This is a genomic window from Paracoccaceae bacterium (assembly GCA_033344815.1).
Lineage (GTDB): Bacteria > Pseudomonadota > Alphaproteobacteria > Rhodobacterales > Rhodobacteraceae > Roseobacter.
In genome coordinates this window covers 3,362,811-3,389,518 of sequence record JAWPMR010000001.1, presented here as the reverse complement: position 1 = coordinate 3,389,518, position 26,708 = coordinate 3,362,811, and the positions used below count along the sequence as shown (strand labels likewise).

Sequence of the window (26,708 nt, the reverse complement as noted above, 5' to 3'; positions counted from 1 at the left end):
GCTAGAAATCATTAACTCCTGCAGGGACGTCCATATTGCCAAGTTACTCAGTCGTCGACATTTTTGCTGGACCAGGTGGCCTCGCCGAGGGGTTCTCCAATGTCCGAGGCAACAATGGAGATTATGCATTTTCAATTGAACTTTCCATAGAGAAAGAAGCGGCCGCTCATTCAACTCTTCTTCTCCGCAGTTTTCTTAGGCAGTTCAACGGCGCCATTCCTGAAGCTTACTACAATTTCATAAACACCAACGCCCCAGAACCAGACTGGAGCAAGCAGTTTCCCGAAGAGTGGGAGCGCGCGCAAAGCGAAGCTTGGCAACATGAGCTTGGCAGTGAGGATGCGACCGCCCAGCTAGATGCCCGGCTGGACCAGATTCGAACTTCCAGCAACGACAAGTTGATCCTGATCGGTGGCCCACCGTGCCAAGCTTATTCGCTAGTTGGCCGAGCCAGAAACCACGGCAAGAAAGGTTACGTTGCCGAGGAAGATGACCGACACTTTCTATACAAAGAGTACATCCGCATACTTGACCGGCTGCAACCATCGGCATTCGTCATGGAAAATGTGAAGGGTATGCTCTCCTCGACCATCGATGGTGAGCGTCTAATTTTCGATCAGGTTCTTGAAGACCTCAGGGGCGATCAGCGCCATGCAGGGAAGTATCGGCTGTTTGCCCTCTGCCCGTCGCCTCGTCCCAGATCTGAAAGCGAAACCACAGAACCGCGTTCACGCGATTTTGTGATACGAGCAGAAGACTTTGGCATTCCTCAAGCCAGGCACCGTGTAATCATCATCGGCGTTCGCGAAGATCTGGCCCGCAGTGTTTCGGATCGAGCCGTTGCTGATCTAATCGATAAAAGAAAATCAGAAGCGACTGTCAAAGATGCAATCGGTGGCATGCCGATATTGCGCAGCGGCCTCAGTCGCTCGACAGATGGCCCTGCCGAGTGGCGAGCGGTCGTTTTGTCGGCAATGAAGAAGGTGTCACAACTTGACCCGGGGTTGCCCAAGGCGGAACGACTCCAATTCAAGTCCACGGCAAAGCACTATCTGACAAAATTCCAGAAAATGAACGAAATACCACCGAGAGAGAGTGATGACGTAGGCATTTCCAACCTGTGCTCCAAAGAGCTCACAGATTGGCTTGTTGACGAGAAGCTCACCAGGTTGGCGAATAATCAGACTCGTGGGCACATGGCTGAGGACTTGGCCCGATACTTCTTTGCAGCCGTGTTTGGAGAGGTGACAGGCCGCTCTCCGAAGGCATCGAATTACCCTGACGAGCTGGCCCCAAACCACAAAAACTGGTCTACAGGAAAGTTCTCCGACCGTTTTCGCGTCCAGCTGTGGAATGCCGCTTCAACCACCATAACGTCTCATATTTCAAAGGATGGGCACTATTTCATTCATCCTGACCCTCTGCAGTGTCGTAGCCTTTCCGTTCGTGAGGCAGCTCGACTACAAACTTTTCCAGACAACTATCTCTTCAAAGGCAATCGCACCCAACAGTATGTGCAAGTTGGCAACGCCGTTCCACCACTGCTCGCAAAGTGGATCGGAGAGGCCCTGCATTCGATCTTGGTGGGCAACGCAGAAAAGTCGGAAGAAGCATACAAGGCAGAGGAGCAGACCAATGTCGGCTGACTACGATATAGCCAACCCCGGGGCGGCAGAACTGTTCGAGTCGCTGCGCGCCTTTGGCTATGACCTTCCCACTGCGCTTGCCGACATCGTGGACAACAGCATTACTGCGAAGGCTCGCAACGTCTGGATCGATCTGATTTGGGCAGGACAGGATTCCCGGATCACCATTCGCGACGATGGTGAAGGCATGTCAGAAAATGCTCTGGTTCAGGCCATGCGGCCGGGCAGCCTAAACCCGCTTGCACAGCGATCTGTCAACGACTTGGGACGCTTTGGGCTTGGCATGAAAACGGCATCGATCTCCCATTGCCGCTGTCTCACGGTGCTCAGTCGATCGGCAGATTCTGCCCTTGCAGTCAGACGATGGGATTTGGACTACATTGCATCAACAGAGACAGGCGAATGGCGGCTTCTCAAGGGCGCCGGACTGGTCAACAAGGCTGATACCTCACTGCTGGAACAGCAGGATTCCGGAACTGTGCTTTTCTGGGATAGGCTCGATCAACTTGTTGGTTCCGCTTCCGCTGACGACGACGTTGCGCAGAAGCACTTTCGCGAGCGTGCAGACTCCGTAAAGCAGCATCTTGCAATGGTCTTTCATCGCTTTCTGACCGGAAGGAACGCGATCGCCATTCATCTAAACGGTCGGAAGGTCGAACCTTGGGACCCCTTTATGGAGGACACAGAGGCTGTTGATCCCCAGCCAACCGAAACGCTGTCCGCGGACGGGGCCCGCATAGAGGTGAAAGCATTCATTCTTCCCCATCACAGCAAGATTTCCGCGGAACGGCACGCAATGGGCGCCGGGCCAAAGGGCTGGAACGCCCATCAGGGCTTCTACATCTACCGAAATCGTCGATTGCTTGTCGCCGGCGACTGGCTTGGTCTGGGCATGCAGAAAGAAGAGCATTTCAAGCTGGCACGCATCAGGATTGATTTGCCAAACTCAGAGGACCTCTCATGGCAGATCGATGTCAAGAAATCCCGCGCCCGCCCGCCAGCAAAGCTGCGCAAAGATCTCCAGCGCATTGCCCGAGCTGCGCGCAGTCGCGCCTCACAAATATACCGGCATCGCGGCAAAATTCTCCAGCGGCAGCATGGCGAAAAACAAGCATTCCTGTGGACTCACCTCACAAAGCAAGGAAAGACATTCTACAAGATCAATCGAGATCACCCTCTTGTTCGCAAGGTGCTCAAGGATTCCGACGATCCTCCCGCTTCTCGTGCACTGCTTAATCTGATTGAGCAGACCGTCCCGGCTCCACTGATTGTCATCAACAATGCCGAGTCTCCTGACGGCTTCGGCCAGCCATTCGAAGGCGCCTTATTGGAACTGCACAAAGCGATGGAAGCCGTTTACTCAGCGCTCCGACAAGAAGGAAATGAACCAGCGTCCGCCGCTCGAGCAATCATGGGCATGGAACCATTCAACCAGTATCCCGAGCTGATCGCTGGTTTTCTTGACGAGATTGCAATCACCATTGCAGCGAAAGATCACAGTAAGAAGGGCGCAGAATGACGGCAGGATCAAGTGAGGCCTTGTTTACAAGTGCCTACGGAGTTGCAGACTCGCTACTCTTGATGGAGCAACGCGTCACCCAAGACGCCCTAGAGCGAACCGTCGCCGCGGTGCTGTCCATGACGCAGTTCGCCAGTGTCGACGGAAACAGATTGCTCAAGGAACTGGAGGCCAAGAACAATACTCATGTGAGCGGTTATTCCGTGATCGACGACAATGACTTCAGCGCCTGGATCACCGCATCGCAAGAAAGCCGACCATTCGAATTCTGGAAACGCTATCGACACTACCTCGACAAGAAGAAACGCTTCCCTCGAGAAGTGCTCGATCAACTGGATGGCCTCACTGACGACATTCTGGACCGATTGCGCGATCCAGAAACCGCTGGCGAATGGGATCGCCGTGGATTGGTGGTCGGTGATGTACAATCTGGGAAGACATCCAACTATACTGGCTTGATTTGCAAGGCTGTCGATGCCGGGTTTCCGTTGGTCATCGTCTTGGCCGGCATTCACAACAGTTTGCGGAGCCAAACCCAGCTCAGGCTTGATGAAGGTTTTCTCGGCTTCGACACGCGCCTCAATCTTCTGGCGGAACAGGAAAACCAGAGGATCGGTGCAGGAAAGATGCCCAGCGCCCCATTTCTCGTGGCGCACTCATTGACCAGCAGCACCGATGGCGGTGATTTCAAGCAGGCGACGGCACAGGGTACGCGGATAATTCCGGGCGGGCGCGACCCGGTCATTCTGGTTGTCAAAAAGCGCGTAACTATCCTGAAGAACCTTCTTGCATGGGTACTGTCGGTTCGGGGTGTCGATGACATCAATGTGCCGGGCGGAAAGACAATCCGAGATGTGCCTCTGCTCGTAATTGACGATGAAGCCGACAACGCCTCAGCAAACACGAACGAGTATCGAGACGATGATGGCAACATTGACGAGGACGCTGATCCAACAAAAACAAACGGCCTCATTCGCAACCTCCTGACAGCCTTCGAGAAGAGTGCTTACGTCGGATATACGGCGACGCCTTTCGCAAATGTTTTCATGCATCACCAAGCACGGTCCAGAGTGTTTGGTGAAGACCTCTTCCCACGAAGCTTCATCATCAACATTCCGGCACCATCCAACTATATTGGTCCTGAAAAGGTGTTTGGCTTGAATCGTCCGGGAACTGACGGAGAGACGCCCGGTTTGCCGATCATTAGGCGCGTCTGGGATTCGACCCCCCATTTTCCACCAAGGCACAAGAAGGACCTCCCTGTCTCAGCATTGCCTGCCTCGCTGAATGAGGCTCTGTTGGCTTTCATTCTTGCATGCGCTGCGCGGCGGGCTCGTGGTGAAGTTGACGCAGACAATTCCATGCTGGTCCATGTCACACGATTCACACTCGTGCAGGATCAGGTCGCAAGACTTATTGAAGACGACTTGGCCGATATCCGGCGTCAGCTTGAATTTCCAGGAACTGGCGGAAACGCAGAAGATGCTCTGAAACAGCTCTGGGAACGCGACTTTGTTGCAAACGCACCAAAGATCCGAAAACTGCTGCCAGACCATGATTTGCCTGAAGTTAGTTGGGAACAGATACAGCGACAGTTGTTTGACGCAACCAAGCGCATAAATGTGCGGAGGATAAATGGCTCCGCAAAAGATGCTCTCGATTATGCTGACCACCCAATGGGTCTCTCTGTCATTGCGGTTGGGGGCGACAAGCTGTCCCGTGGCTTGACCCTCGAAGGACTGAGCGTCAGTTACTTTGTGCGCACATCTCGGATGTACGACACTCTGATGCAAATGGGTCGTTGGTTCGGCTATCGACCACGCTATGCGGACCTCTGCCGCCTCTATACATCGCCGGATCTTGTTGACTGGTACCGTCATATCGCAACAGCCACAGCAGAGCTTCGAGAAGAATTTGACCTGATGTTCGCCAATGGCGAGAATCCACTCCAGTTTGGAAATCGGGTACGAACGCATCCCGACGGCATGCTGATCACCGCTGCCAACAAAATGCGGTCGGGTGCTGCCGTTCGGGCTGGTTTTTCCGGAACGATCTCCGAAACCGTTTCGTTCGACATTTCAAGTGCCAAGCAGAACTTAGACACTGTTGCTCAGTTTCTGACAGAATTGCCGCGCACTCAAGTAAACGGTGGCCGATATCTATGGGAGGACGTAGACGGCCACAAGGTGGCTGAATTGATGGGAACTCTTGAGACATCGCGCGACTCTTGGAAAGCCAATTCCAAGGCAATCTCCGACTACATCGCCAATCGTGTTGCCGCAGGTCGGCTGCAGGAATGGACGGTAACGCTTGTTGCGAGCGGGCGCTCAAAGGTCCAAGCCCAAATTGGTCCGTATGACGTCATTCTAACTGAACGCGAGAACCACATGCCAGGCGATCCTGATAAGGTCACCATCGGTCGGCTGGTAAGCCCCCGCGACGAAACGATCGACTTTGATCAAGGCCAGTTAGATAGAGCATTGAAAGATACGATTGCCGCATGGAAACGAAAATCGCCGCCCAAGCGTGATCAGCCGAGGTCGGCGAGTGGACCCTTCATACGCAGACAAAGAGACCCGGATCGCGGATTGCTCTTGATTTATCCGATCGATGCAAGCCTTGAAGGCGGCGTGCCAATCATGGGTTTCGCTGTCAGCTTTCCATTCGACGACGACGCACCATTGATCGACTATGCCGAAAACAGCGTAAAGCAGCTCGAGGAGCTGTTCTCATGATTCCAGACGATCTGACCGAACTCTGGCGCAGCTTGGCAGAAGGGCAAGGCCTTTCCGGAATGGATCGGCGCAGGCTTGACACAAAGGCGTCGGTTGATCTCTTCGCCTGCATTTTCTGGCCCAGTGGACGCCTCGGACTTCTCATAGAGGGCGATGGAGAACAGAGCGCTTCGCCAAACCGCATACCGACCTGTCGCGGCGTCAAGGTCGTGCACGAAGTGCTCAATATGCAAAGCCCTCGAACGGTTCTGCGAGTCATGTTGGAGGATGAACGCCTCAGAGACATTTTTGCTGTTCTCTCCGCAGATCTTGTAAGTGCCGTAGGAGCAGAAGAGAACGCCGCCGCCGGTCTCCGCCGCTGCATTGACCGTCTGTCAATGTGGCAAGGACTGTTCGAACGCGTCCCAGCCGAGGGCCTATCAGAGGACGCGCAACGTGGCCTGTTCGGTGAACTGGTCGTTCTGGAAGGTTTCTGCCTCGCCGAGATGGAAGCGTATGTGGCCGTTACGTCTTGGGCGGGACCGCGCGCCGCACATCAGGATTTCACCATTGCAGATGCAGCAATCGAAGTAAAAACCACATTGGCGAAACGACACGCCCGGATTTCGGTAGCCAATGAAAGACAGCTCGATGAACGCTCCCATCGTGCATTGCTGCTTGCCCATGTACGTCTTGAAGAAAGCAATGCCAGTGGGGTTGCGCTTCCTTCGCTCGTCGCGCGCCTGCGTTCGCAGCTACGATCCGATCCCGCAGCGGCTCGGGAATTTGACAACCGGTTGATGCATGTTGGCTACCTGGACTTGCACGCACCGCTCTATGCCGGGAGCAAGTATCGCGTAACTGGTCAGCAATACTTTCATGTTCATGGCAATTTCCCCCGATTGACTGAGGCAAACCTTCCATCTGGTGTGGGAGACATCCGCTATACGATCATCGCTGATGATCTATCTGAATTTGAGATCGCTCGAGAGGAAGCAGTCCAACTCGTAAAGGGCACCGATGTCTGAACTTGAGGAGCTGAAGGCTTTTGGTCGTAACATCCAGCAGGATGTCATCGCGCGCGCAGACGCAGCTGAGGATGGTGCCCTTCGCGCTGAGGCATTCACCGACATCATGATAGGGTATCTGTCTGATGCCGGCGAAATTGACGACGGTATTGCTTGTCCATTCGAAGCGCGCGGTATGCGATGCAGCGGGTATTATCTGTCTGAAGACAATGATCGACTGGACCTGTTCCTGACCATACCGCAACTCGATGGCGAAGCGGGCACTACCTCGAAGGCGGAGATCGACACTGGGTTTAGGCGTCTGCTCACATTCTTGGACAAGGCCATCGGAGGCATACACGAAAGGCGTGAAGAAGCCTTGGACGGTTATGACATGGCCCGATCAATCTGGCAGGCCGGAAAGGAAATAAGCCACGTCCGCCTTTTTGTGATCACTGATGGGTTGGCTCGCATCGAAAAAATTGAGAACGACACGCTCCATGGGATCGAGATATCCAGCCATCTTTGGGACTTGCGGCGTATCCATCGCGCCGTTTCTTCAGGCTTGGGCCACGAAGCGATACAGGTCAACTTTGCGGAAATGGGCGGGAGCCCCCTTCGTTGCATAATGTCCGAACCGGAGAATGCGGGCTACCGCTGCCTTTTGGCCGTTATTCCGGGAGATGTACTCGTGGAAATGTACAAGCGCTTTGGGCCAAAGCTGCTTGAACGCAATGTGCGGAGCTTTCTGCAACTGCGGGGGAAGGTTAACCAGAGCATTCGCAAGACTATCCTTGATGAACCTCAGATGTTTCTTGCATTCAACAATGGATTATCGGTGACAGCATCTGGACTGGTCATCAGGGACCATGGCGACGGGACGGCGGATCTGATTTCCGCTGAAGACTTCCAAATCGTCAATGGCGGGCAGACAACAGGATCGATATTTCGTGCCTCTCGCAAGGACTCTGCCGATGCAAGTCGCCTTCAGGTACCGGTCAAGATCACGGAGATCCTGACCGGCGGCAACGTCGAGGAAATCGCACCACGCATCTCCCAGTCTGCCAACAATCAGAACAAAGTGAACATGGCGGACTTTTCGTCAAATCATGCATTTCATCGCAAGATGGAAGAGCTCTCGAGGTCGATCTGGGCTCCACCGGCACCCGGCATGCAACGCCAATCGCGTTGGTTCTACGAACGAGCGCGGGGCCAGTATCACGACGCGCTGGCGCAGAACAGAACACCTGCTCAACGCAAGGCATTCGAGGCGATTCATCCGCGAAGGCAAATGATTTCGAAGACGGACCTTGCCAAGTTCGAACACACTTGGTCGCAATTGCCCAGCATCGTCAGTCGTGGTGCCCAAAAATGCTACCTCGACTTCATGGATGTCCTCGATCGGCGTGGACAGTTCTTGCCCGATGAGGCGTTTTTCAAACGCGCAGTCGGGCGTGCCATCATGTTCAGAGAAACAGAGCGGATCGTCTCTCGGCGAAAGTTCGGAGGCTATCGAGCGAACATCGTGACCTATACTCTTGCATGGCTATCACACAGCACCGCGAAACGGATCGACCTCGATGCGATCTGGAGCTTGCAAGGCCTCTCACCTGTACTTTCAAGCTTCATCGATGACCTATGCGTTCATGCCCATGAACACATCACCAATTCACCCGGTGGTCAGAACGTCACGGAGTGGTGCAAGAAGGAGGCCTGCTGGGAGAAGTTTCGTGACACCAAAATCAAGATTCCACCCTCCCTCGAAGCGGAACTGATAAGTCGAGACAAGGCTGAAGCACGCAACACGAAGCATGCACTTGAAGAGCAGACGACCGTGGAAGAATCCGAATTGATCAACGAAGTCTCCAAAATCTCTGCAGATACCTGGTTTGCGCTATCGGCTTGGGCAAAGGACACGCAATCACTACAGCCATGGCAACGAAGTCTATCATTCAGCCTTGGCAAGCTCGCTGGCAGCAGCAAGGCTCCGTCCCGAAAGCAGGCCATGCATGGAGACAAGATTCTCGCTGAGGCTCGCAAACTCGGATTTAGAGACTGACTTTCAAAGTTTTACAGCGTCAGTTTCAAGGCCGTTTCGATTTCCGCATGCTCGAATGCTTCAGCATAGGTCCGTAAATCGCCCGCAGTTGACGCTTCGTCGCGCAATGCCTGTTTCCAATTGCCTGCAACCGTCCTCGCCATGTTAAGTACCTCCTGTTTGGCATGAGCCGGTTCCATGTCGAAAAAACCGCAGGCATCGAGCGCAATATCCAGGGACGCGTCGAATGCGCCACCCTGCACGATACCCGTTTCCAAAACCCTGTGACGCGATGGCGAGGGATTGATGTCGAAAGCCGGCGAAAGCCGCCATCTATCACCGCCAGCATAGATGAAGCCGTGGTTCTTCAGATGATCGTCCTTGTTGGACACAAGGATCGTGAAAACAATCCGTCGCCAAAGTTCGTGCAGATCATCGAGGGGCTTGCTGGAAATCTGCCGGATTACGTCGGCAATGTCCGTGTAGAAGCCGCCTTCGTCACCCTGCCAGTCCAGCGCGGTTCGAGCTGAAATGTAGGGAATGCGCGTCGCGCCGCGCCGGTCAAACCGACGGATGAGCGCGATCGGGCTATCGCTGTCCCGCAGCTCCAGTTTCGCCTCAGCAACCCGCAGCCCGCACATGGCCGCGAGCTTCAAGGTGGCAACCTCCGCGCGTTCGACAGGTTTGGTGTCCTGCGCAGAGGTGAATTTAGCAATCCAGAGATGGCCATCGCCTTCCACATTGGCCTTCGGACGCGCACCACCCAATGAGCCCGCAATACCAGCCAGATCCCGCGCTTCTTCCTCCGCACCGGAAGGGTCGCGTTCAAACCGCTGCGCGAGCCCGCGCAAACGTTCAAGGTCGACCAGTCGCGGGATCGGCGGCGTCAGGTTGGATAGTGGCTCCTTGTCCTCGCCAAGAAACCGCAACGCGCCTTGCCGCGTGCGATCATCAGACAGCACCAGATAGTCGAACTCGCTGAGACCGCCGCCAAGCGCCTTGGTCATCAAAGCCCGCCCCCAGGAATCCGGCGCGGCGTCAGCGAAACATCCAGATAGCGCCGAACGCTTGTCCTCTTTCCCGGTGTTGAAGTGGCTGCCTTCACGCAGAGGCAATCCCGGCGACAGTGCGAAGCGGTCGTGAGCCGCCAGCCAATCGTCGGCATATTCGAATTGTGAATGCTGACGTCGGCCGTCGCTATCGAAGCGTAGGCGTCCAACAATGCGTTTGCCCTCTCCGAGGGCGACGATCGCCTCAGGCATCAGAAACCGACCCCTTCTTCATCGTCCAGATCCGGTGAGGGGCCTAATTGGTCTTTGCCCGATGACTCCTGCCCGGATTTTCGTATTCCGTCGATCCGCTTGGGAAGCGCCTCCCGATCAAGGAGCAGCCCGGTATCGTCAGATCCGGCATCGAGGAACTCCGCAATGCGCTCGATCTCACCAAGGACGAGGCAGGCCATCGCAAGCGTACCGATGCTGACCCCGTCATCGCCCTTCTCCAGCCGCATGATTGTGCTTTCAGACACACCGACGCGCTCGGCGAACCCCTTTACGGAGATACGCCGCTTCAAGCGCGCCGTCTTGATGTTCTTACCCAGAGCTTCAAGCGCGCGTCGTGCGGTCAGTGAGCTTATCTTAACTACCATATCTGACGGCCAATTCCTATTTATACGTCAAATATGACCGTTAGCATATAAACCGAATTTAGACAACTATTCTCAAGGTATCGCTCGATGCCATAGTACAGCATAAGTTCAAGGCCCACAGGCATGGCCGAGCCAGCGCAAAACCAACCCCTATTCTGGGTGTCCACAACGCGCCCTGAGAGTAAGAGGCCTGCGGCCGTTCCCGTGACGGGTTTGAAGGTCGAGAGAGAGGCTCCCGGCCGCCCGTCGCGGGAGATTTCAGATGAATACCCAGATTATCGAGGCCGGGCGTGACGCCAGCGGCGGCTACAAGGTGGATGTGTCGCGCGGCGAAAATGTGGACCGCGTGTCGTCCGAATGGTTCTCGCGGCCGGACGACGAGCGGTATCTGTCGCTCGACGAACTGTTCGCCTCGGTCAAGAGCCGGGCCGAGCGGAGCCGGACGCGGACGGTGGAGAGTGCGGCGATCCGGGTCGAGGCGCATCGTGACAACCCTGAGAAGCTGGGGCTGGTCCTGCCCGGAACTGATGAGCCGATTGCACCAACGCATTGGAGCTTTGGCCAGCTTTCGAGCCTCGTCGGCGCGCCTGCCGCCTATTTGCGGCAACTGCCCGCGCCACTTGCTGGGATTAACCTTCAGTACGGACTGGCCAATCACCGCGAGGAACAGATCAAGACGCTGGAAACCGGAGATGGGCGCACCGAACTGCGTGCCGTGACCGGGCCCGACTATGGCCGCATCTACGATCACGAGCTTGTCTCCGCCGTCCAACGCATCGCGGGCAACGGCATTGGGGACACGCGTTGGAAGGTCCCTGGCCTGCTCGACTGGTCGACTGGCATCTACAACCCGCGAATGGATGTGACGAAAGACACCACCACGCTTTACGCCTCGGACCGCGATGTCTTCCTCTTCCTCGTCGACGATCTCAACCCGATCGAGGCCGGGATCCTGCCCGATGGCACACCCGACCTCTACTTCCGAGGGTTCTACTGCTGGAACTCCGAGGTCGGCGCAAAGACCCTTGGCATCGCCAGCTTCTACCTGCGCGCGGTTTGCCAGAACCGCAATCTCTGGGGCGTCGAAGATTTCCAGGAGATCAAGATCCGCCATTCCAAATACGCCGCGTCCCGTTTCGCCCACGAGGCTGCCCCTGCGCTCAAGAACTTCGCCAATTCGTCACCCGCGCCGTTCATCGACGGCATCCGCGCGGCGCGGGAGAAAATCGTGGCGCGGTCGGACGAAGATCGGTCTGACTTCCTGCGCAAGCGCGGTTTCTCGAAAACCGCGGCGACGACGATCATCGACACCGTGCTGACCGAAGAAGGTCGCCCGCCCGAAAGCGTCTTTGACTTCGTGCAGGGCATCACGGCGGTCGCGCGCAACAAACCGCAGCAGGACGCGCGGCTGGAGATGGAAACCCGCGCCAAGACACTTCTGGAAAGCGCCGCCTGAAACCTGTCGTGCCCAAATCGCCCCGGTCCGCCCCTTCCCCAGAGGAAGAGGTGGGCCGGGTTTTCGTGACGGGTTTGAAGGTCGAGAGAGGTTCCCGACCGGCCCGTCGCGGAGAACCCCGATGACCAAGCAACAGAAAATCACCCTCAGCGCCTCGCGCGACATCCCCTTCAACAAGCTCCTGCTCAGCCAGTCCAACGTCCGGCACATCAAGGCCGGCGTCTCGATCGAAGAGTTGGCCGAGGACATCGCGCGGCGGACCCTTCTGGCCAGCCTGACGGTGCGGCCCGTGTTGGACGAGAACGGCACCGAGACCGGCATGTTCGAAATCCCCGCAGGCGGGCGGTGTTTCCGGGCGCTGGAACTGCTCGTCAAGCAGAAGCGCCTCAATCGCACAGCGCCCGTGCCCTGCATCATCCGCACGGATGGCCTCGCCGAGGAAGACAGCCTAGCCGAAAACATCCAGCGCGCGCCGTTGCATCCGCTGGATCAGTTTCGCGCCTTTCAGGCGATGCGCGAGAAGGGCAAGAGCGAAGAGGAGGTCGCGGCGGCCTTCTTCGTATCGGCAAGCATCGTCAAGCAGCGGCTCAAGCTCGCCGCCGTCGCACCGTCGTTGCTCGATGCCTATGCCGAAGAAGACCTGACCCTCGACCAGCTGATGGCGTTCACGGTCAATCCCGATCATGAACGGCAGGAGCAGGTCTGGGAAGCGCTGCAGCGGCACTATTCCAAACAGCCCTATGAAATCCGCCGCATGCTGACCGAGGGCGCCGTGCGGGCCTCGGACAAGCGCGCGCAATATGTCGGGCTGGACGCTTATGTCGACGCAGGTGGTGCGATCCTGCGCGATCTGTTCCAGACCGATGATGGCGGCTGGCTGCAGGATGCCGGTCTGCTCGAGCTGATGGTCACCGAAAAACTGCGCGAAGACGCCGAAGCCATTCAGGCCGAAGGTTGGCACTGGGTCGAGGTGGATACCGACTTTCCCTACGGCCACACCTTCGGCATGCGGCGCATTGCAGGCGAGGCCGAACCGATGAGCGACGAGGAGGCTGCGACCTACGACGCGCTCAAGGCGGAGTTCGACCAGCTTGAGGCAGATCATGCCGAGGCCGACGAATTGCCCGAGGAGGTCGACGCACGGCTGGGCGAGATCGAGACTGCTATGGAGGCACTGCAGGACCGTCCAGTCCACTTCGAGGAGGACGAGTTGGCCATTGCCGGGGCCTTCGTCAGCATCGACAGTTCGGGGCGGCTGCGCGTCGAACGCGGCTATGTGCGTCCGGAAGATGAACCAGCCATCCCCTCTGAGGATCACTCCGGTGGGGATGCGGGCGACAAGGACGTCGACGAGACCAACATCGATCCCGACGCGGGCGCACCTGACGACGAGGAGGACGAAGACGATGGCATCAAACCGCTCTCGGACCGCCTCGTTACGGAACTGACGGCACATCGGACTCTGGCCCTGCGCGACGCACTGGCGGGCGATCCGCACATCGCCTTCGTGGCGGCGCTACATGTGCTGACGCTCAAGCTCTTTTACCGCTATGGGTCAAACAGCTGCATCGAGATCGATCCCCGGAGCGCCGCCTTCTCGGCACAGGCCCCCGGTCTGGCCGATACGGCATCGGCCCAAGCCATCGAAGCGCGACACGCGAATTGGGCGAAACACCTGCCCAAGGCACCGGAAGACCTCTGGGACGTACTGATCGATTTCGACAGTGACAGCCGTCAGGCCCTCTTCGCCCATTGTGTATCGCTGACGCTCAACGCGGTGCATGAGGCCTACAATCGCCGCCCTGGGGCTTTGGCACATGCAGATGTTCTAGCCACTGCATTGAACCTCGACATGGTGGCGGTCGGCTGGACCCCGACGGTTGATGTCTATCTCGCCCGCGTGACCAAGGCGCAAATCCTTGAAGCGGCGCGGGAGGCCAAGGGCGATGATGCTGCCGATCGGATCGCTGGGCTGAAAAAGCCTGAGATGATCACGGCTGCCGATGCGTTGCTCGAAGGCAGTAGTTGGTTGCCGGACCCGCTCCGCACGCCGGGGCAGGAATTCTCCGAAATCCAAGCAGAAGACACTGGTGCGGACGAGCCTGATGCGGCAGAGGCACCCGACGCGGACGACGAAGCCGGGACCGAACCGGTCGAAGCCGTCGCCGCTGAGTAACCCGGCTTTCCTTCATCTCAATGTCGGACCCGGCCGTCGTGCCGGGTCCTTCCTCTCTCAGCACAGGAGAATTCCGATGACCGAACCGACCACAACACCCGCCCCAGCCTTCGACGTGGCCGCCTGGGACGCCGAACGACGGGCACGCGAAGCGGCCCAGGCTGCCATCAGGCCTGCCAACAAAGCCGCCCTCTTCACTGCGCTGTCCACCGCCGGTATCACCAGCGTTGACGTGAGCTTCGACGGCTACGGCGATAGCGGCCAGATCGAAAGCATCGACGCCAAAGCGGACGGGGCGGACGTGCCTCTGCCAGAGACAACCGTCACCCTCACTATGATTGGATGGCGGGACACCGACCCGACCGAGCGCAGTATGTCCGTCCACGATGCTATTGAGTATTTCGCCTATGACTGCCTCACGCAAACCCATGGCGGGTGGGAGAACAACGAAGGTGCATTCGGCACTTTCGTATTCGACGTCGCGAACCAGTCGATCACACTCGACTACAACCAGCGGTTCGAGGACGTCGAGTCCTTCGAACACGCATTCTGAGGGAGGGCGACATGGCACATCCCTGGCATCACGCCCTCTCTTCCGCGCGGCGCTTTGGCGGCGTGGCAGAGGACTATCTGGCCCTGCACAGCTGGTTTGACGAAAGCAAGCTCATCACAGCGGATTTTCGGCACCGCGCGCTCAGGCACCACGCCGAGGGCATCTTTATGGCCGAACGCTTTTTTGGCGCGACGCTAACAATCTCGACCGGGCGCAAGGTTCCCGTCCGATTGATCGGCGAGCAGCATGTCATCGAGGATCTGGGCTTCATCCCGTGCTTTGCGGACTGGGTGCGCTGCATCCGCCCTGAACCATGGATGGGTCGCGCGCAACCACTCCACGGAACGGTTGAACCCGTTCCTGACGTGCCGGTGATCATGCCCATCGCAGCCGAGCGCAGAAACGACGGCAAAACGGCTATCGACCGGCACGATAGTTCCGGTGATCCTGAAAGCACGAGGCAGGACAAGCAGTGCACCGCCGCGGAATGACGACTTCACTCCCCACTGGGCCCGCTGCAAAGTGGGCCCTTTTTCATTGGAGGTATCGTCATGTCACGATCCATTGCGGATTTGACCGAAGCGCTTGCCCGTAACGCCGAAGCGGTCTGTCACCACTATCTGTCGAACGGCAAGCGCGAGGGCCATTACTGGATGGTCGGTGATGTTCGAAACACGCCCGGACGGTCCCTTTTCGTACGATTGAAAGGGCCGATCTCGGGCAAAGGAGCCGCAGGGAAATGGACTGACGCAGCCTCAGGCGAGCACGGCGATCTGCTCGACATCATTCGGGAAAGTTGCGGGTTTGTCGACTTTGCTGATGTCGCGCTGGAGACCCGGCGGTTTCTCAGCCTGCCGCTGCCAGAGAGCTCAGGCGACACCGCCTCCCGATCTGACCAAGCGCCGACAGGATCCCCGAAAGCAGCCAGACGACTATTTGCTATGTCGCAAGCGATTACCGGGACGCTGGCCGAAGGATACCTGCACAACCGTGGACTGACGGGATTGTCCGACATTTCAAGCCTGCGGTTTCATCCGCGCTGCTACTACCGTCCTGATCGGCATTGCGAGACCGAAACCTGGCCTGCCCTCATTGCATCTGTCACCGATCTCGATGGTGCGATTACCGGTGCGCATCGCACCTGGCTTGATCCGGACGGCTTCTCAGAGACGAACTTGGGCAAGGCCCCAATCGACACGCCCCGACGTGCGATGGGCAATCTACTTGGCAACGCTGTCCGTTTTGGCACAGCACAAGAGGTCATGGCGGCAGGCGAAGGCATCGAGACCATGCTGTCGCTTAGAATGATCCTGCCCAGTTTACCGTTGGCCGCCGCGCTGTCCGCTGCCCATCTTGCCGCCATCCGGTTTCCGCCATCCCTCAGACGCCTCTATATCGCCCGTGACAACGATCCAGCCGGTAACGGCGCATCGGCCAGACTGACGCAACGCGCTGAGGATGCGGGCATTGAGGCGATCACCCTGTCGCCGCACTTGGGTGATTTCAACGATGATCTCCGCCTGCTAGGCGTTGATCAACTCCGGGACATGCTCCGGGTTCAGGTCGCGCCGGAAGACGTCGCCCGCTTCATGAATGCTGCAGCCTTGACCGCGCGCGAGGCCGCGTCCGGCTAGTGCACCCTGTCTCGGACCGGCAAAGGAGGTGCTCCAGGGTCTGAGAGACCCGCGACCCCGGCCTTCTTGGGAGGGCGACCGGACGGCAAACGGGACAGCCCCGCAAGGCCTGCGCCCGGTTCTTTTCCACCGCGCCCAAGCGGGCGCTTTGCATCGCGAGACAAAAGAACCGGCCTCAGCCCTCCTCCGCTGCGCTTCGGCCCATGCGGGTGCAGGCCCGCACCGCCTGCCCTCTTTCGGCGCCATGAAGGCCGCGGCGGTCGCGGTCAAACCGACGAAGGAGCACACAATGTACGCCGATCCCCACAACAGCGATGCCGAGCCACATCACGACGCATCCGCAACCCACGCCATCTGCAGCGATCTCGAACTCTACGGCTACCGCCATTCCGAAAACGACCCCGACCCCCGCGACGTCCCCGAAGACCGCCTGATCATAGGCGCAGTCTCCGACATCTTCGACGCCCTCGTCGCCACCATGGCCGACACCAGCCTCGACGCCGATCTCGACGAGATGCTCTGGTCGGCAGTCAACATGTTCCACCGCGCCACCGACCGGATAGAACGCAAACTGGACGATAACGAACAGGCGCAGAAACGCCGCCAGCGCGAACAGGACGGATCCGAGGTCAAATCCGTCCAGCTCGAACATCTGATTGCAACCGGCCAGTCACTGCTCGACCGCCGCGACTGCATGGAGGTCTTCCGCGACCACGCCGCCGATCACTATCTGCGCCTGACCGGATCGCCCTGGTCGACCCGCTCCGGGTCACGGGTCAATCACCGCAATCTGACCGCGGCAATGATCGACAGCCGCGACTTCCTTGCCGCAAAGACCCGCGCCGATACCGAGGTCCATCTGCCAGCCGGCACCAAGATCGCCTTTACAGGTGGACTCGAATTCAACGATCACCGATTGATCTGGGACACGCTCGACAAGGTCCACGCCAAGCACGCCGACATGGTGCTGCTCCACGGCGGATCACCGCGCGGTGCCGAACTGATTGCAGCCAAATGGGCCGAGACCCGCAAGGTCACACAAGTCGCCTTCAAGCCCAACTGGACGCGCCACGCCAAAGCCGCCCCCTTCAAGCGCAACGATCAAATTCTGGACGTCCTGCCCATCGGCGTCATCATCTTTCCCGGCACCGGCATTCAGGACAATTTCGCTGACAAGGCCCGCAAACTGGGCATTAAGGCCTTCGATTTCCGCAAGGGAGGCAGCGCGTAAGCGCTGCACCCATCGGTAAAATTGAGCATCCAGATGCGAAAACTTCCCCAACACTATTTGCAACACCGATCAGGTTTTATTAGCCGAGTTTGTGTCGCGCTCGTGCCATTAGATCCAGCCCGACGGCGGTTTGCAATTTCTCGCCGATCACTTTGGGTCGAAGCGCTCGAAACTATCAAGAATCCGCCTTCTGAGCTATCATGATCCTGCGCCAAGGTGGGGGTGGCAGGCGCGACCGTTCACCCTGTTTGCACGGAGGCATTCACCATGCTTGTCCTCAATATCGTCCTTTTGCTCGTCACCATCGGGTTTCTCTGTTGGCTCGTATTCACTCTCGCGGTCTACGCGTTGCCACTGTTGGCAGGCGTCACGGCCGGACTGTGGGCCTATGAGACTGGATCAGGGCCTGTCGCAAGTTTCCTTTTGGGCGCTGCCGTCGCGGGTGCGGTGGCGATTCTTGGCCAGCTTCTGTTCGCCTTTGCGCGTCCGCTCTGGGTCCGTGTTGTCGTGGCAGCTTTGTTTGCTGGTCCCGCTGCCGTTGCCGGATATGCTGCCACCCTTGGCATCGCCAGGCTCGCGATACCTTCCGAGACGTTGCAGATGGCGGTCGCGATCATCGGTGCCGTGGCAGTCGGCGTCACCGCATTGTTTCGGATGGCAGGCGTAGTCCCACCCAATCCACGCACTGAAACGGCCAGCGAAGCTTAGTCATCGAGGCTTGGCCGGAAAGAGGATCAGGGCTGTCGCTTAACCCTCGGCGTTTTCGATGGGCGACAAAACGATGACCGCGCGGATTTGCAGTTGGAGCCATGACGCAGCGTAGCCACGTCGATTGTCAATGAGACAGCTCCGGTCAGCGCGGCACTTCACAATCTGCGGCGGCAGCGGTCTCGCAAAGGCTGTTTGGAACGCTGAAGGTGCGGGTCATTTGACCTGAGACGCGTAACGATTTTCGGGCACTCGATGGTGCCGGACCCCGTGGGTGGCCTTTGGTCGCTAAGTTCTCCGCTGATCATCTCTGCCTTGGTCGACCGCTCCATATGGCCTCGTCAATGGACTGATCTGGCCGAAGGGCGGCTGCGCCTCGACCGCCTAAGGCTCAACGGGTTTGATCGACTTTCTTCCCCTGTCGGCTGCGCCGCCATTCCTCGCGCGACAAGAAAGTCTCCCGTCCCCGTCCTCCACTGACGTTCCGGCCCGTACCGGGTGAGCCGTCTGTCGCCTCCGGCCTGTCGATCTCCATCGAGGCCGCAATGGTGCGGGCTCGAAAACATCTGATCAAGGAGAACCACAATGGCAACCATCGGCACCTTCAAGAAGTCCGGCACCGAATACACCGGCGAAATCGTCACCCTCAACGTGCAGGCCAAGAACGTCCGCATCGTTCCCGAAACCAGCCAGACCAGCGAGAACGCCCCGAGCCACCGCGTTTTGGTGGGCCGCGCCGAAATCGGAGCCGCATGGTCGAAGACCTCCAACGAGGGCCGCACCTATCTTGGCCTCAAGCTGGACGACCCGAGCTTCACCGCTCCGATCTACGCCAATCTCTTCGACGAGGAAGACGGCGACGCCTACAGCCTTATCTGGTCCCGCCCGGTTCGCCGCAACGGCGACTGAGCCACTCCGGCACCACCCCGCCCGGACGCTCCGGGCGGGTACATGCGCACCCAAACCCGACCGAATCGGATTGCGCGATTTCCGCCAAACGCCTGCCCAAAAACAGATAATCACTCGCCATCAGCGCAATGAGCGACTATTATAGTCGTAGTTCTGGCGTGCGCAGATGTGTCCGTGGAGGTGATCATGCATGATCACCGCCCGACAAGCACGGGCCGCGCGCGCGTTACTTGGTTGGACGCAGGAAACGCTCGCTGAACGGGCCCTGGTCTCATTGACCGCGTTGAAACGCCTCGAGTCGCGCCACGGCAAGCGTGTCTACGAGTCGACCGATGATCAGGTTCGCCGCGCTCTTGAAGCCGTCGGCATCGTTTTTCTGACGACCGCCCAAGGCGAAGGTGTGTTGATTAACGAGTCCGATGAGGTGGGCAACGCAGCCCGTTAGAAAAGATGGCTCAGCCAGTTGTCTGCGTCATTGCATGGCGGCTGGAGTTTCGGGCGTGCGAAAGATGGAAATGGTTAACAGACGCTTCAATCGGCAGTAACGTGCCGACCAAGGGGGCAACTTGACGAACACAGACTTCCTTGATGCACCGCCCGAAAGTGCGGTCCTGACCGATTACGACCGGACGCATGTCAAACTCTACATGCGTCTGCTGGATGCTTATGCCGATAGTGCCGATTGGCAAGAGGTCGTGTCCGTCCTCTTTTCCCTTGATCCGTCGTCCGATCCAGACCGCGCGCGCCGCATCCACGATAGCCATCTGGCGCGCGCGCAATGGATGACCGAGCATGGCTATCGGCAGCTTTTGGGCGGTTCAACACATTGACCCGGCAGGATACTGCCATTGCCCATGAGCAGTGGATGGGCTGACTTGCTTCGACTCCCCTTCTGATTGAAACTCACCCGATCGAACCAATGCACACGTCGGGAGGATTGAAATGCCCCCAGACCCATCGCGTTGGCGCTCGGCATCAGAATACGACTATGTCGAATCCCTGTCGGCACCAGACCTCGCCTGGGAATGGTTGCGTCGAAATACGGACTACCAGCACGATTATGCCCGCGCCATTGAGAGGAAAGAGGACCCCCGTGACCTGACGCATCTTGTGCGTCGGTCCTGGGGGTTGCGATTTCCCGATCGATCCCCAGCGGACTGCGCTGCAGGCGGTTGTCTATTGGCAGCCTGAGATAGACCCGGGCACGGTCATCCTTTCGTCCAGATCACCAATCCCAGATCTTCAACCCGTCGATTTCCCGTCGGTCGAACCGGACACCACCGTGCGCGATCTGGAGGGAACGAGTGTGACTGTGTCCGATGACCTCGGAGCGCTGCGCGTTCTGTTCATTGATGGCGCGGGGCCCGACACGCCCCTCGTTGCGGTCATCCCGCTCAATGATGCCGGTTTGGATCGCATCGAAGCAGCCCTGCGCCTCTGGCGCATGCTGCAGGGTCGTCCTTCAGCATCCAATGGACGACTGACTGCGCAGCGTCGTCAAAGGTTGCGCCGGATGCTGCAGGCAATTGACGGGCACATCGATGGCGCAAGCTACCGCGACATCGGCAAAGTTCTCTTCGGCAAATCCCGCATTGCCTCCGAAATCTGGAAGACTTCGGCGCTACGGGACAGCACGATCAGCCTCGTCCGAGACGGCCGCGCCATGATCGACGGCGGATATCGCAGCCTATTGCGTCAGCGCCGCCGGAAGTAACTCACGAACATCCCAACTGTTCATCCCTCCCGATGATCTACGCCGCTGGCCCTGCGACTGGGTCAAAGGGGTGCGATTTTGGCACCCGTTACTTCCCCATCCCCCTTTCCGGTTCTTCTTCGCCATCGTGGCCGCAATCCGCCGCCCCTCTCAGGTGGCTGCATTGGAACCCACGGAGGCCCGATCATGCCCGCAAATACAACCGACTTGCCGCCGCGCTACCTGCGCACGCCCGAAGCAGCACGCTTTCTGAGCCTGTCCGGCCGCACACTGGAAAAGCACCGCACCTACGGAACCGGTCCTGCCTACCATAAACTGGGTGGTCGGGTCGTCTATTCCATTGACGACCTGCAAGCCTGGGCAAATCGCGGTGCCGTCACATCGACGTCTGATCCCCGCGGATCCGTTCTTCCAGCCAAGCATCATGATCCGGTCGCGCAGCAGGCCCGCTCCGGCGGCCGGTCTCGCTGATCTCTCCAGCAGTTGCCTGTGATGACAAAGCGAACCCCCATCCCATCAGAACGCGGTCAGTTGGAGCTGTTTCGGGCTCATGGTACCGCTCTCGCCCTGCGCGACGCGCAGGACCTGATGGCCTATCCGTTTTTCAGCCTCGCAAAATCGCGGCGCACCCAGCCCATTGACTACGCGGTGGCGGGGGTCGTCATCCGCGTCGAGGCTGTCGCCGAGCACGGCATGGCGACCATCTGGGACGCCGATATCCTGATCTGGGCCGCAAGCCAGATCGTCGACGCCCGTGACGCCGGCTTGCGCACCTCCCGCTTGATGGCCGCGACGCCTTACGAAATCTTGACCTTCATCGGACGGGGTGTGAGTGCGCGCGATTATCAGCGCCTGAAGGCCGCCTTGGACCGCCTGCAATCCACAACAATCGCAACGAGCATCCGCCAAGCAAGCGAAGGACGGCGGCACCGCTTCTCGTGGATCAACGAATGGGTCGAGCGTGTCGATCCGCAGGGCCGACCAGCCGGCATCGAGATGATCGTGCCGGACTGGTTCTACAACGCCGTCCTTGATAACGCGCTGATCCTGACCATCGACCGCGCCTATTTTGACCTTACCGGTGGCTATGACCGATGGCTGTACCGCATCGTGCGCAAGCACGGTGGTCGCCAACGCAACGGCTGGCGGTTCGAGTTTCGCCATCTTTATCTGAAATCCGGCAGCCTCTCACCGTTCAAACGTTTTGCGTTCGAGTTGCGCGGCATCGTCCATCGCCAGCCCCTACCCGGATACCGTTTGTGGATTGAGAATGGCCCCCGTCGACAATTGCTGCTCGCATTCGCACCAGTTGTCTGTGGACAACCAGTGGGTGGCCTCGTGCTATCGGGAACCCCCAATGTCGTGCCATCAGGAACCGGTGACTCGTGCTATCGGGAACCGAAATCCGCGTTAACCCAATGCGAACAGTCGGAAAACGCAGCCCTTAACTTAGAATCTAACACAGATTCTAACTTTGGTAGTCGGGCCCGTCGCGTTGGGGACAAAGACGTTCAGGCGCGTGACATCAGCATCGCGGAGGCCCGCGATGAGCATTGAGCACCATCGAACCAAAGCCGTCACCGGAAAAAACATTGACCGGCAGACTCATGCGCTGACGCATGTCGATTTGATCTGGGTCGAAGGCAGGATTGAATACTGGATCCGCTTCGGTCACGTTGCGAAAGAACAGATCCTGGATCGTCATCGCCGTGTCGTCAGCTTTATGCCAGGCAGCGTCTTCGCCTTGGTCCGGTGGCGGTCGAATGACTATGGAACGGTCCTGTCGCGCATCGACATCCTGCGCGCTGTCCATCCCAGCGAACCCCACCAGACGCTGCCCTGTGTGCGACCGGGCGGTGAAAACCTCCTACGGCTGACGGGCTGGCCAAAAGTCCAGCAGGTGCTGCAAGCAACCGACGCCATCGACGCACTTGGCATCGATCCCGCAGACGTCGCGCAGGATTATTGGCGTCATGTCCACAACCGGATCGCGGCGGGTCAAACGCCGCGGGCCTATACACCTGACCGCCATTCCGCCTGCCTTAAGCGTCGGAGGGCGGGGCAATGACGCCCCGTATCTGGGCAGGCATCGCATCCATCACAGTCAGTGCGATTGCTCTTTCGACTGCCGTCGACTTGCCGCCAGTGCTCCTCTGGAATGCCAGTTCCTCGGTTCCAATGGGCCTCTACCGCTTGCAATCGATCGACCATCTTAGTCCGCGCGTTCTCGTCGCCGTCGCCCCGCCCGACCCGATCGCCGCATTCATCGCCGAACGGGGCTATCTGCCACCAGACATCCCCCTTCTCAAGCATGTGGCCGGTCTTCCGGGACAGATCGTTTGCCGGATCGGTAGCAGCATCACCGTCGATGGAATCGCTTTGGGAGAGGCGCAGCAGATCGACAGTCACGGTCGCCCAATGCCCATCTGGCAAGGCTGCCGCCGCATTACATCCGACGAAATCTTCCTGATGAACCTGGATGTCGAAAACAGTCTCGACGGTCGGTATTTCGGACCGGTCCCCCGCAGCGCGATCCTCGCAGAAGCAAGCCTGATTTGGGCGGCGGATCAGCGTGCCACGAAGCATCTATCCCCGGCGTCCGATGTGATCGGCGACGCCGTAGTCACAATCCCCAACACCCCCTGAAAGGAGATCCCCATGGCACATATCGGACAATTCACGCGCACCAAAGACGGCTATCACGGTTGGATAAAAACGCTCACCCTTGATGTCGAACTGACGCTCACTCCGGCCGATCACAACGATACCGAGAATGCGCCCGACTATCGCGTGCATATCGGCACCGACGATCAGAGCCTGGAAGTCGGAGCGGGCTGGAAACGCACCGGCGAGAAAGCCGGGGCCTATGTCTCGGTGCTGATCGACGATCCGGCCTTGCCGCATCCGATTAACGCAAACCTGTTTCACTCGGTGCAGGATAATGAGCTTTATCTGCTCACTTGGAACCGGGCCCCGAAGCGCCGCGAGCGGTCCTGAACCGATGGACAACCCGCACCCCAACCGAACCTCCATGTGGCAATCAGCCACCCAAATTATGTCCCTTTTCCTACTTTCAGGACTGCTTGCCGGTGCTGCCGCGCCGATACCGACGCATGCCCAGAGTGTCGCCCTAGAGCGTTCTTCCGTGAACCCCTATGCCGCCTATATTGCCGAAGCTTCGCAAAGGTTCGGCATTCCGGAGCACTGGATCAGCGCGGTGATACGGGTTGAAAGTGCGGGCCGTGTGACAGCGGTCTCCACCGCCGGGGCGATGGGACTGATGCAGATCATGCCCGGAACCTGGGCTGACTTGCGCCTGCGTCATCGTCTTGGCAACGACCCGTTTGAACCCCGCGATAACATCCTCGGCGGCACCGCCTATCTGCGCGAGATGTACAATCTCTTCGGCGCGCCGGGCTTTCTCGCCGCTTACAACGCGGGTCCTCGTCGGTATGCGGAGCATCTCGAAACGGGGCGTCCATTGCCGCGCGAAACACGTGCCTATGTCGCGATGCTCGCGCCGATGATCGGATCAGAGTCTCCGCCGGACAACCATCATACTGCAGTACGACCGACGGATTGGCGTGACGCAGCACTTTTTGTAACGCCCGCAGATCGCGCGCCGACCACAGTTCAACCGCAGATGCACCGACAACCTGACGCCGCTCCGAGTTCCTCGGAAACGAATGCCCTTGCCCCGTCAACGGATCGTCCGGACGGGATGTTCGTCTCACCATCTCGCTTGGCCCCCTCGCAATGATGGGTATTTGGCGAAATCGTACCGCTGAGGCCTGCTGCGCAGTCTTGCGTATCAAAGGGTGTGCAACAGACGACACAGGAAGGGGATGGCGAGATAAAAGGGCGCGATGTGCGCCTCGGTTGTGGGGAGTGATTTCAGGGCCTTACAGAGCAATTTTGCGAGGTGCGCAACCTCGGCACAGGCTGCAACCTGACCTGTTCTGCAATCGTTTCAGAGCGTTAACGCGATGTGCAGGAGTGGCGCAATGAGCGATGACGACACCTTCCACATCCGTCCTGGCCGCATTCGCTCATCATCCAGCCAACGTGCGCGGCCCTTCATTTCGCAAGCTCTTGCGGCGACACAGCGCGCGGGGGGCAAGGTCTCGCGTTCCGGCAAGATCACGTCCGGCAGTCGATCCCATTTTGGTCGCGGCAAGCGCGCCAGCGTGCAGGCGATTCGTCGGCTCAGCCCACGGTCCCGTGTCGCTGTCATCAAGACGCGGGTCGTCCGGAATGGGCAGCGCAGTGCCCCACTTGCCACCCACCTGTCCTACCTCCAACGCGACGGCGTCACGCGCGACGGAGAAAAGGCACAGCTGTTCGGACCTGAGGCGGACGAGACAGACGCAAAGGAGTTTGCCAAACGATGTGAGGGCGACCGACATCATTTCCGCTTCATCGTCTCGCCCGAAGACGCCGTCGAGATGACGGACCTAAAATCCTTCACCCGCGATCTGATGCATCAGGCTGAAACGGATCTGGGCACGAAGCTGGACTGGGCCGGTGTCGATCACTGGAACACGGAACATCCACACATCCATGTGATCGCCAGAGGTCGAGCCGATGACTGCGGTGACCTCGTGATCGCGCGCGACTACATCAGTGACGGGATGCGCGCCCGAGCGCAGGATCTGATCACGCAGGAACTTGGGCTTAGAACTGATCGCGACATTCACAACACGCTGGAGCGTCAGATTGATAGCGACCGCTGGACGAGCCTTGATCGCCAGCTTGCCAAAGAGGGTGGCCGAAACGGCATCATCGATCTCGCGCCGCGGCCGGGAAGCCAGCCAGACAACCATCACGCGCTGAAAATCGGGCGCCTACGCAAGCTGGAATCCCTCGGTCTCGCCGATCAGATCGGGCCAGGCCAATGGGTGATGGACGAGAGTGCCGAGACCACCTTACGGGAGCTTGGCGCGCGCGGCGATATTATCAAACGCATCCATCGAGGCCTTTCGGAGCGCGCTATTGAACGCAGCGCAGCGAGCTATGTTCTGGCCGGAGAAAACCTGGACGATCCCATTATCGGCAGGCTCGTCGATCGCGGCCTCGACGATGAATTGAAGGGCACAGCCTATGCCGTGGTCGATGGCTTGGATGGCAGGACGCATCACATCCGCTTGCCCCATATCGACGCGGCCGGAGACAGCCCGCCGGGGTCGATTGTAGAGTTGCGGAAATTCGACGATGCGAAGGGCCGCCGCCGCGTCGCCCTCGCAGTCAGGTCCGATTTGCCAATCGAGCGGCAGGTGATGGCATCGGGCGCAACTTGGCTCGACCGGCACGCCATTGCCCGCGAGCCAATGCCCCTCGGTGAAGGCGGGTTCGGCGCAAATGTGCACGACGCGCTCGAACGCCGCGCCGATCATCTGATCGCGGAAGGGTTGGCGAAACGTCAGGGGCAGCGCGTGATCTTCAACCGCGACCTGCTGAACACGTTGCGCAACCGCGAACTCAAATCCGTCAGAGAGAAGCTCTCCACGGAAATCGGTCGTCCGCACACGCCCTCAAAGACCGGGGACTATGTCACTGGCACCTACCAGCGCCGCATCGCGCTCGCTTCAGGGCGCTTTGCCATGATCAATGACGGGCTCGGCTTTCAACTCGTCCCCTGGACTCCGTCCATCGAGAAACACCTTGGCAAGCACATCAGCGGCGTCGCCCGCGGCAATGGCGGCGTCGATTGGGACTTTGGGCGCAACCGGGGGATCGGGTTCTAGCGGCGACCACT

Annotated in this window: 26 protein-coding genes; 24 read left to right on the top strand and 2 right to left on the bottom strand. The window is 58.8% G+C overall.

Features of this window, described 5'->3' with window-relative positions; all coding sequences use genetic code 11:
- Nucleotides 1–35: 35 nt before the first annotated feature.
- The 5 genes from R8G34_15690 to R8G34_15670 all read left to right on the top strand — a co-directional run bounded on the left by R8G34_15690 (nucleotide 36) and on the right by R8G34_15670 (nucleotide 8,945).
- Nucleotides 36–1,646: a DNA cytosine methyltransferase gene (locus R8G34_15690; GenBank protein ID MDW3224299.1), complete on the top strand. Its 1,611-nt coding sequence runs from the start codon at nucleotides 36–38 to the stop codon at nucleotides 1,644–1,646.
- Complete coding sequence (locus tag R8G34_15685; GenBank protein ID MDW3224298.1) at nucleotides 1,636–3,165, top strand: ATP-binding protein; 1,530 nt, start codon at nucleotides 1,636–1,638, stop codon at nucleotides 3,163–3,165. The genes R8G34_15690 and R8G34_15685 overlap by 11 nt, the downstream gene beginning before the upstream one ends.
- The gene (locus R8G34_15680) at nucleotides 3,162–5,900 is read left to right on the top strand and encodes a Z1 domain-containing protein (protein MDW3224297.1); all 2,739 of its coding nucleotides are present in this window, start codon (nucleotides 3,162–3,164) and stop codon (nucleotides 5,898–5,900) included. Before R8G34_15685 ends, R8G34_15680 begins: the two co-directional genes overlap by 4 nt.
- The gene (locus R8G34_15675) at nucleotides 5,897–6,907 is read left to right on the top strand and encodes a PD-(D/E)XK motif protein (protein ID MDW3224296.1); all 1,011 of its coding nucleotides are present in this window, start codon (nucleotides 5,897–5,899) and stop codon (nucleotides 6,905–6,907) included. The genes R8G34_15680 and R8G34_15675 overlap by 4 nt, the downstream gene beginning before the upstream one ends.
- A 313-nt stretch (nucleotides 6,908–7,220) precedes the next feature.
- Nucleotides 7,221–8,945, top strand: a complete 1,725-nt coding sequence (locus tag R8G34_15670; GenBank protein ID MDW3224295.1) for an AIPR family protein — start codon at nucleotides 7,221–7,223, stop codon at nucleotides 8,943–8,945.
- 11 nt (nucleotides 8,946–8,956) lie between these two features.
- Here R8G34_15670 and R8G34_15665 read toward each other — a convergent pair whose 3' ends face one another.
- Both R8G34_15665 and R8G34_15660 read right to left on the bottom strand, forming a co-directional pair.
- Complete coding sequence (locus R8G34_15665; protein ID MDW3224294.1) at nucleotides 8,957–10,186, bottom strand: type II toxin-antitoxin system HipA family toxin; 1,230 nt, start codon at nucleotides 10,184–10,186, stop codon at nucleotides 8,957–8,959.
- Nucleotides 10,186–10,572: a helix-turn-helix domain-containing protein gene (locus R8G34_15660; GenBank protein ID MDW3224293.1), complete on the bottom strand. Its 387-nt coding sequence runs from the start codon at nucleotides 10,570–10,572 to the stop codon at nucleotides 10,186–10,188. Before R8G34_15660 ends, R8G34_15665 begins: the two co-directional genes overlap by 1 nt.
- Before the next feature lie 262 nt (nucleotides 10,573–10,834).
- On the opposite strand from R8G34_15660, the gene R8G34_15655 reads away from it, so the two are divergent.
- From R8G34_15655 to R8G34_15565, 19 genes are all read left to right on the top strand, one after another.
- Nucleotides 10,835–12,028, top strand: a complete 1,194-nt coding sequence (locus tag R8G34_15655; protein MDW3224292.1) for a DUF932 domain-containing protein — start codon at nucleotides 10,835–10,837, stop codon at nucleotides 12,026–12,028.
- Between the two features lie 121 nt (nucleotides 12,029–12,149).
- Nucleotides 12,150–14,204, top strand: a complete 2,055-nt coding sequence (locus R8G34_15650; GenBank protein ID MDW3224291.1) for a ParB/RepB/Spo0J family partition protein — start codon at nucleotides 12,150–12,152, stop codon at nucleotides 14,202–14,204.
- Between the two features lie 76 nt (nucleotides 14,205–14,280).
- On the top strand, nucleotides 14,281–14,757 hold the full coding sequence (locus tag R8G34_15645) for a hypothetical protein (protein ID MDW3224290.1): 477 nt from the start codon (nucleotides 14,281–14,283) through the stop codon (nucleotides 14,755–14,757).
- Between the two features lie 11 nt (nucleotides 14,758–14,768).
- Nucleotides 14,769–15,248 carry a hypothetical protein gene (locus tag R8G34_15640; protein ID MDW3224289.1) on the top strand — a complete coding sequence of 160 codons (480 nt, stop codon included), beginning with the start codon at nucleotides 14,769–14,771 and terminating at the stop codon, nucleotides 15,246–15,248.
- A 60-nt stretch (nucleotides 15,249–15,308) separates the two neighbouring features.
- Nucleotides 15,309–16,391, top strand: coding sequence for a toprim domain-containing protein (locus R8G34_15635; protein MDW3224288.1), 1,083 nt, complete (start codon nucleotides 15,309–15,311; stop codon nucleotides 16,389–16,391).
- A gap of 289 nt (nucleotides 16,392–16,680) precedes the next feature.
- The gene (locus tag R8G34_15630) at nucleotides 16,681–17,622 is read left to right on the top strand and encodes a DUF2493 domain-containing protein (protein MDW3224287.1); all 942 of its coding nucleotides are present in this window, start codon (nucleotides 16,681–16,683) and stop codon (nucleotides 17,620–17,622) included.
- Nucleotides 17,623–17,889: 267 nt separating this feature from the next.
- A complete protein-coding gene (locus R8G34_15625; protein MDW3224286.1) occupies nucleotides 17,890–18,330 on the top strand; it encodes a hypothetical protein in 441 nt (146 codons plus the stop codon).
- Nucleotides 18,331–18,915: 585 nt separating this feature from the next.
- Nucleotides 18,916–19,239, top strand: a complete 324-nt coding sequence (locus R8G34_15620) for a DUF736 domain-containing protein (protein ID MDW3224285.1) — start codon at nucleotides 18,916–18,918, stop codon at nucleotides 19,237–19,239.
- A gap of 190 nt (nucleotides 19,240–19,429) precedes the next feature.
- A complete protein-coding gene (locus tag R8G34_15615) occupies nucleotides 19,430–19,684 on the top strand; it encodes a hypothetical protein (GenBank protein MDW3224284.1) in 255 nt (84 codons plus the stop codon).
- 121 nt (nucleotides 19,685–19,805) lie between these two features.
- The gene (locus tag R8G34_15610; GenBank protein ID MDW3224283.1) at nucleotides 19,806–20,069 is read left to right on the top strand and encodes a DUF2285 domain-containing protein; all 264 of its coding nucleotides are present in this window, start codon (nucleotides 19,806–19,808) and stop codon (nucleotides 20,067–20,069) included.
- Between the two features lie 112 nt (nucleotides 20,070–20,181).
- Nucleotides 20,182–20,430 carry a DUF6499 domain-containing protein gene (locus R8G34_15605; GenBank protein MDW3224282.1) on the top strand — a complete coding sequence of 83 codons (249 nt, stop codon included), beginning with the start codon at nucleotides 20,182–20,184 and terminating at the stop codon, nucleotides 20,428–20,430.
- Nucleotides 20,431–20,521: 91 nt separating this feature from the next.
- Nucleotides 20,522–20,953 (top strand): DUF2285 domain-containing protein, encoded by a 432-nt coding sequence (locus tag R8G34_15600; protein ID MDW3224281.1) that lies wholly within the window; start codon nucleotides 20,522–20,524, stop codon nucleotides 20,951–20,953.
- A gap of 186 nt (nucleotides 20,954–21,139) precedes the next feature.
- Nucleotides 21,140–21,424, top strand: a complete 285-nt coding sequence (locus R8G34_15595; GenBank protein ID MDW3224280.1) for a helix-turn-helix domain-containing protein — start codon at nucleotides 21,140–21,142, stop codon at nucleotides 21,422–21,424.
- A 21-nt stretch (nucleotides 21,425–21,445) separates the two neighbouring features.
- Nucleotides 21,446–22,510 (top strand): replication initiator protein A, encoded by a 1,065-nt coding sequence (locus tag R8G34_15590; GenBank protein ID MDW3224279.1) that lies wholly within the window; start codon nucleotides 21,446–21,448, stop codon nucleotides 22,508–22,510.
- Entirely contained in the window at nucleotides 22,500–23,021 is a 522-nt protein-coding gene (locus tag R8G34_15585) for a DUF2840 domain-containing protein (protein ID MDW3224278.1), read from the top strand. Before R8G34_15590 ends, R8G34_15585 begins: the two co-directional genes overlap by 11 nt.
- Nucleotides 23,018–23,599 (top strand): S26 family signal peptidase, encoded by a 582-nt coding sequence (locus tag R8G34_15580; GenBank protein MDW3224277.1) that lies wholly within the window; start codon nucleotides 23,018–23,020, stop codon nucleotides 23,597–23,599. The genes R8G34_15585 and R8G34_15580 overlap by 4 nt, the downstream gene beginning before the upstream one ends.
- Nucleotides 23,600–23,611: 12 nt before the next feature.
- Complete coding sequence (locus R8G34_15575; protein MDW3224276.1) at nucleotides 23,612–23,950, top strand: DUF736 domain-containing protein; 339 nt, start codon at nucleotides 23,612–23,614, stop codon at nucleotides 23,948–23,950.
- A gap of 58 nt (nucleotides 23,951–24,008) precedes the next feature.
- Nucleotides 24,009–24,713 (top strand): lytic transglycosylase domain-containing protein, encoded by a 705-nt coding sequence (locus R8G34_15570; GenBank protein MDW3224275.1) that lies wholly within the window; start codon nucleotides 24,009–24,011, stop codon nucleotides 24,711–24,713.
- Nucleotides 24,714–24,957: 244 nt separating this feature from the next.
- Nucleotides 24,958–26,697: a DUF3363 domain-containing protein gene (locus R8G34_15565; GenBank protein ID MDW3224274.1), complete on the top strand. Its 1,740-nt coding sequence runs from the start codon at nucleotides 24,958–24,960 to the stop codon at nucleotides 26,695–26,697.
- The last annotated feature ends 11 nt before the right edge of the window (nucleotides 26,698–26,708 follow it).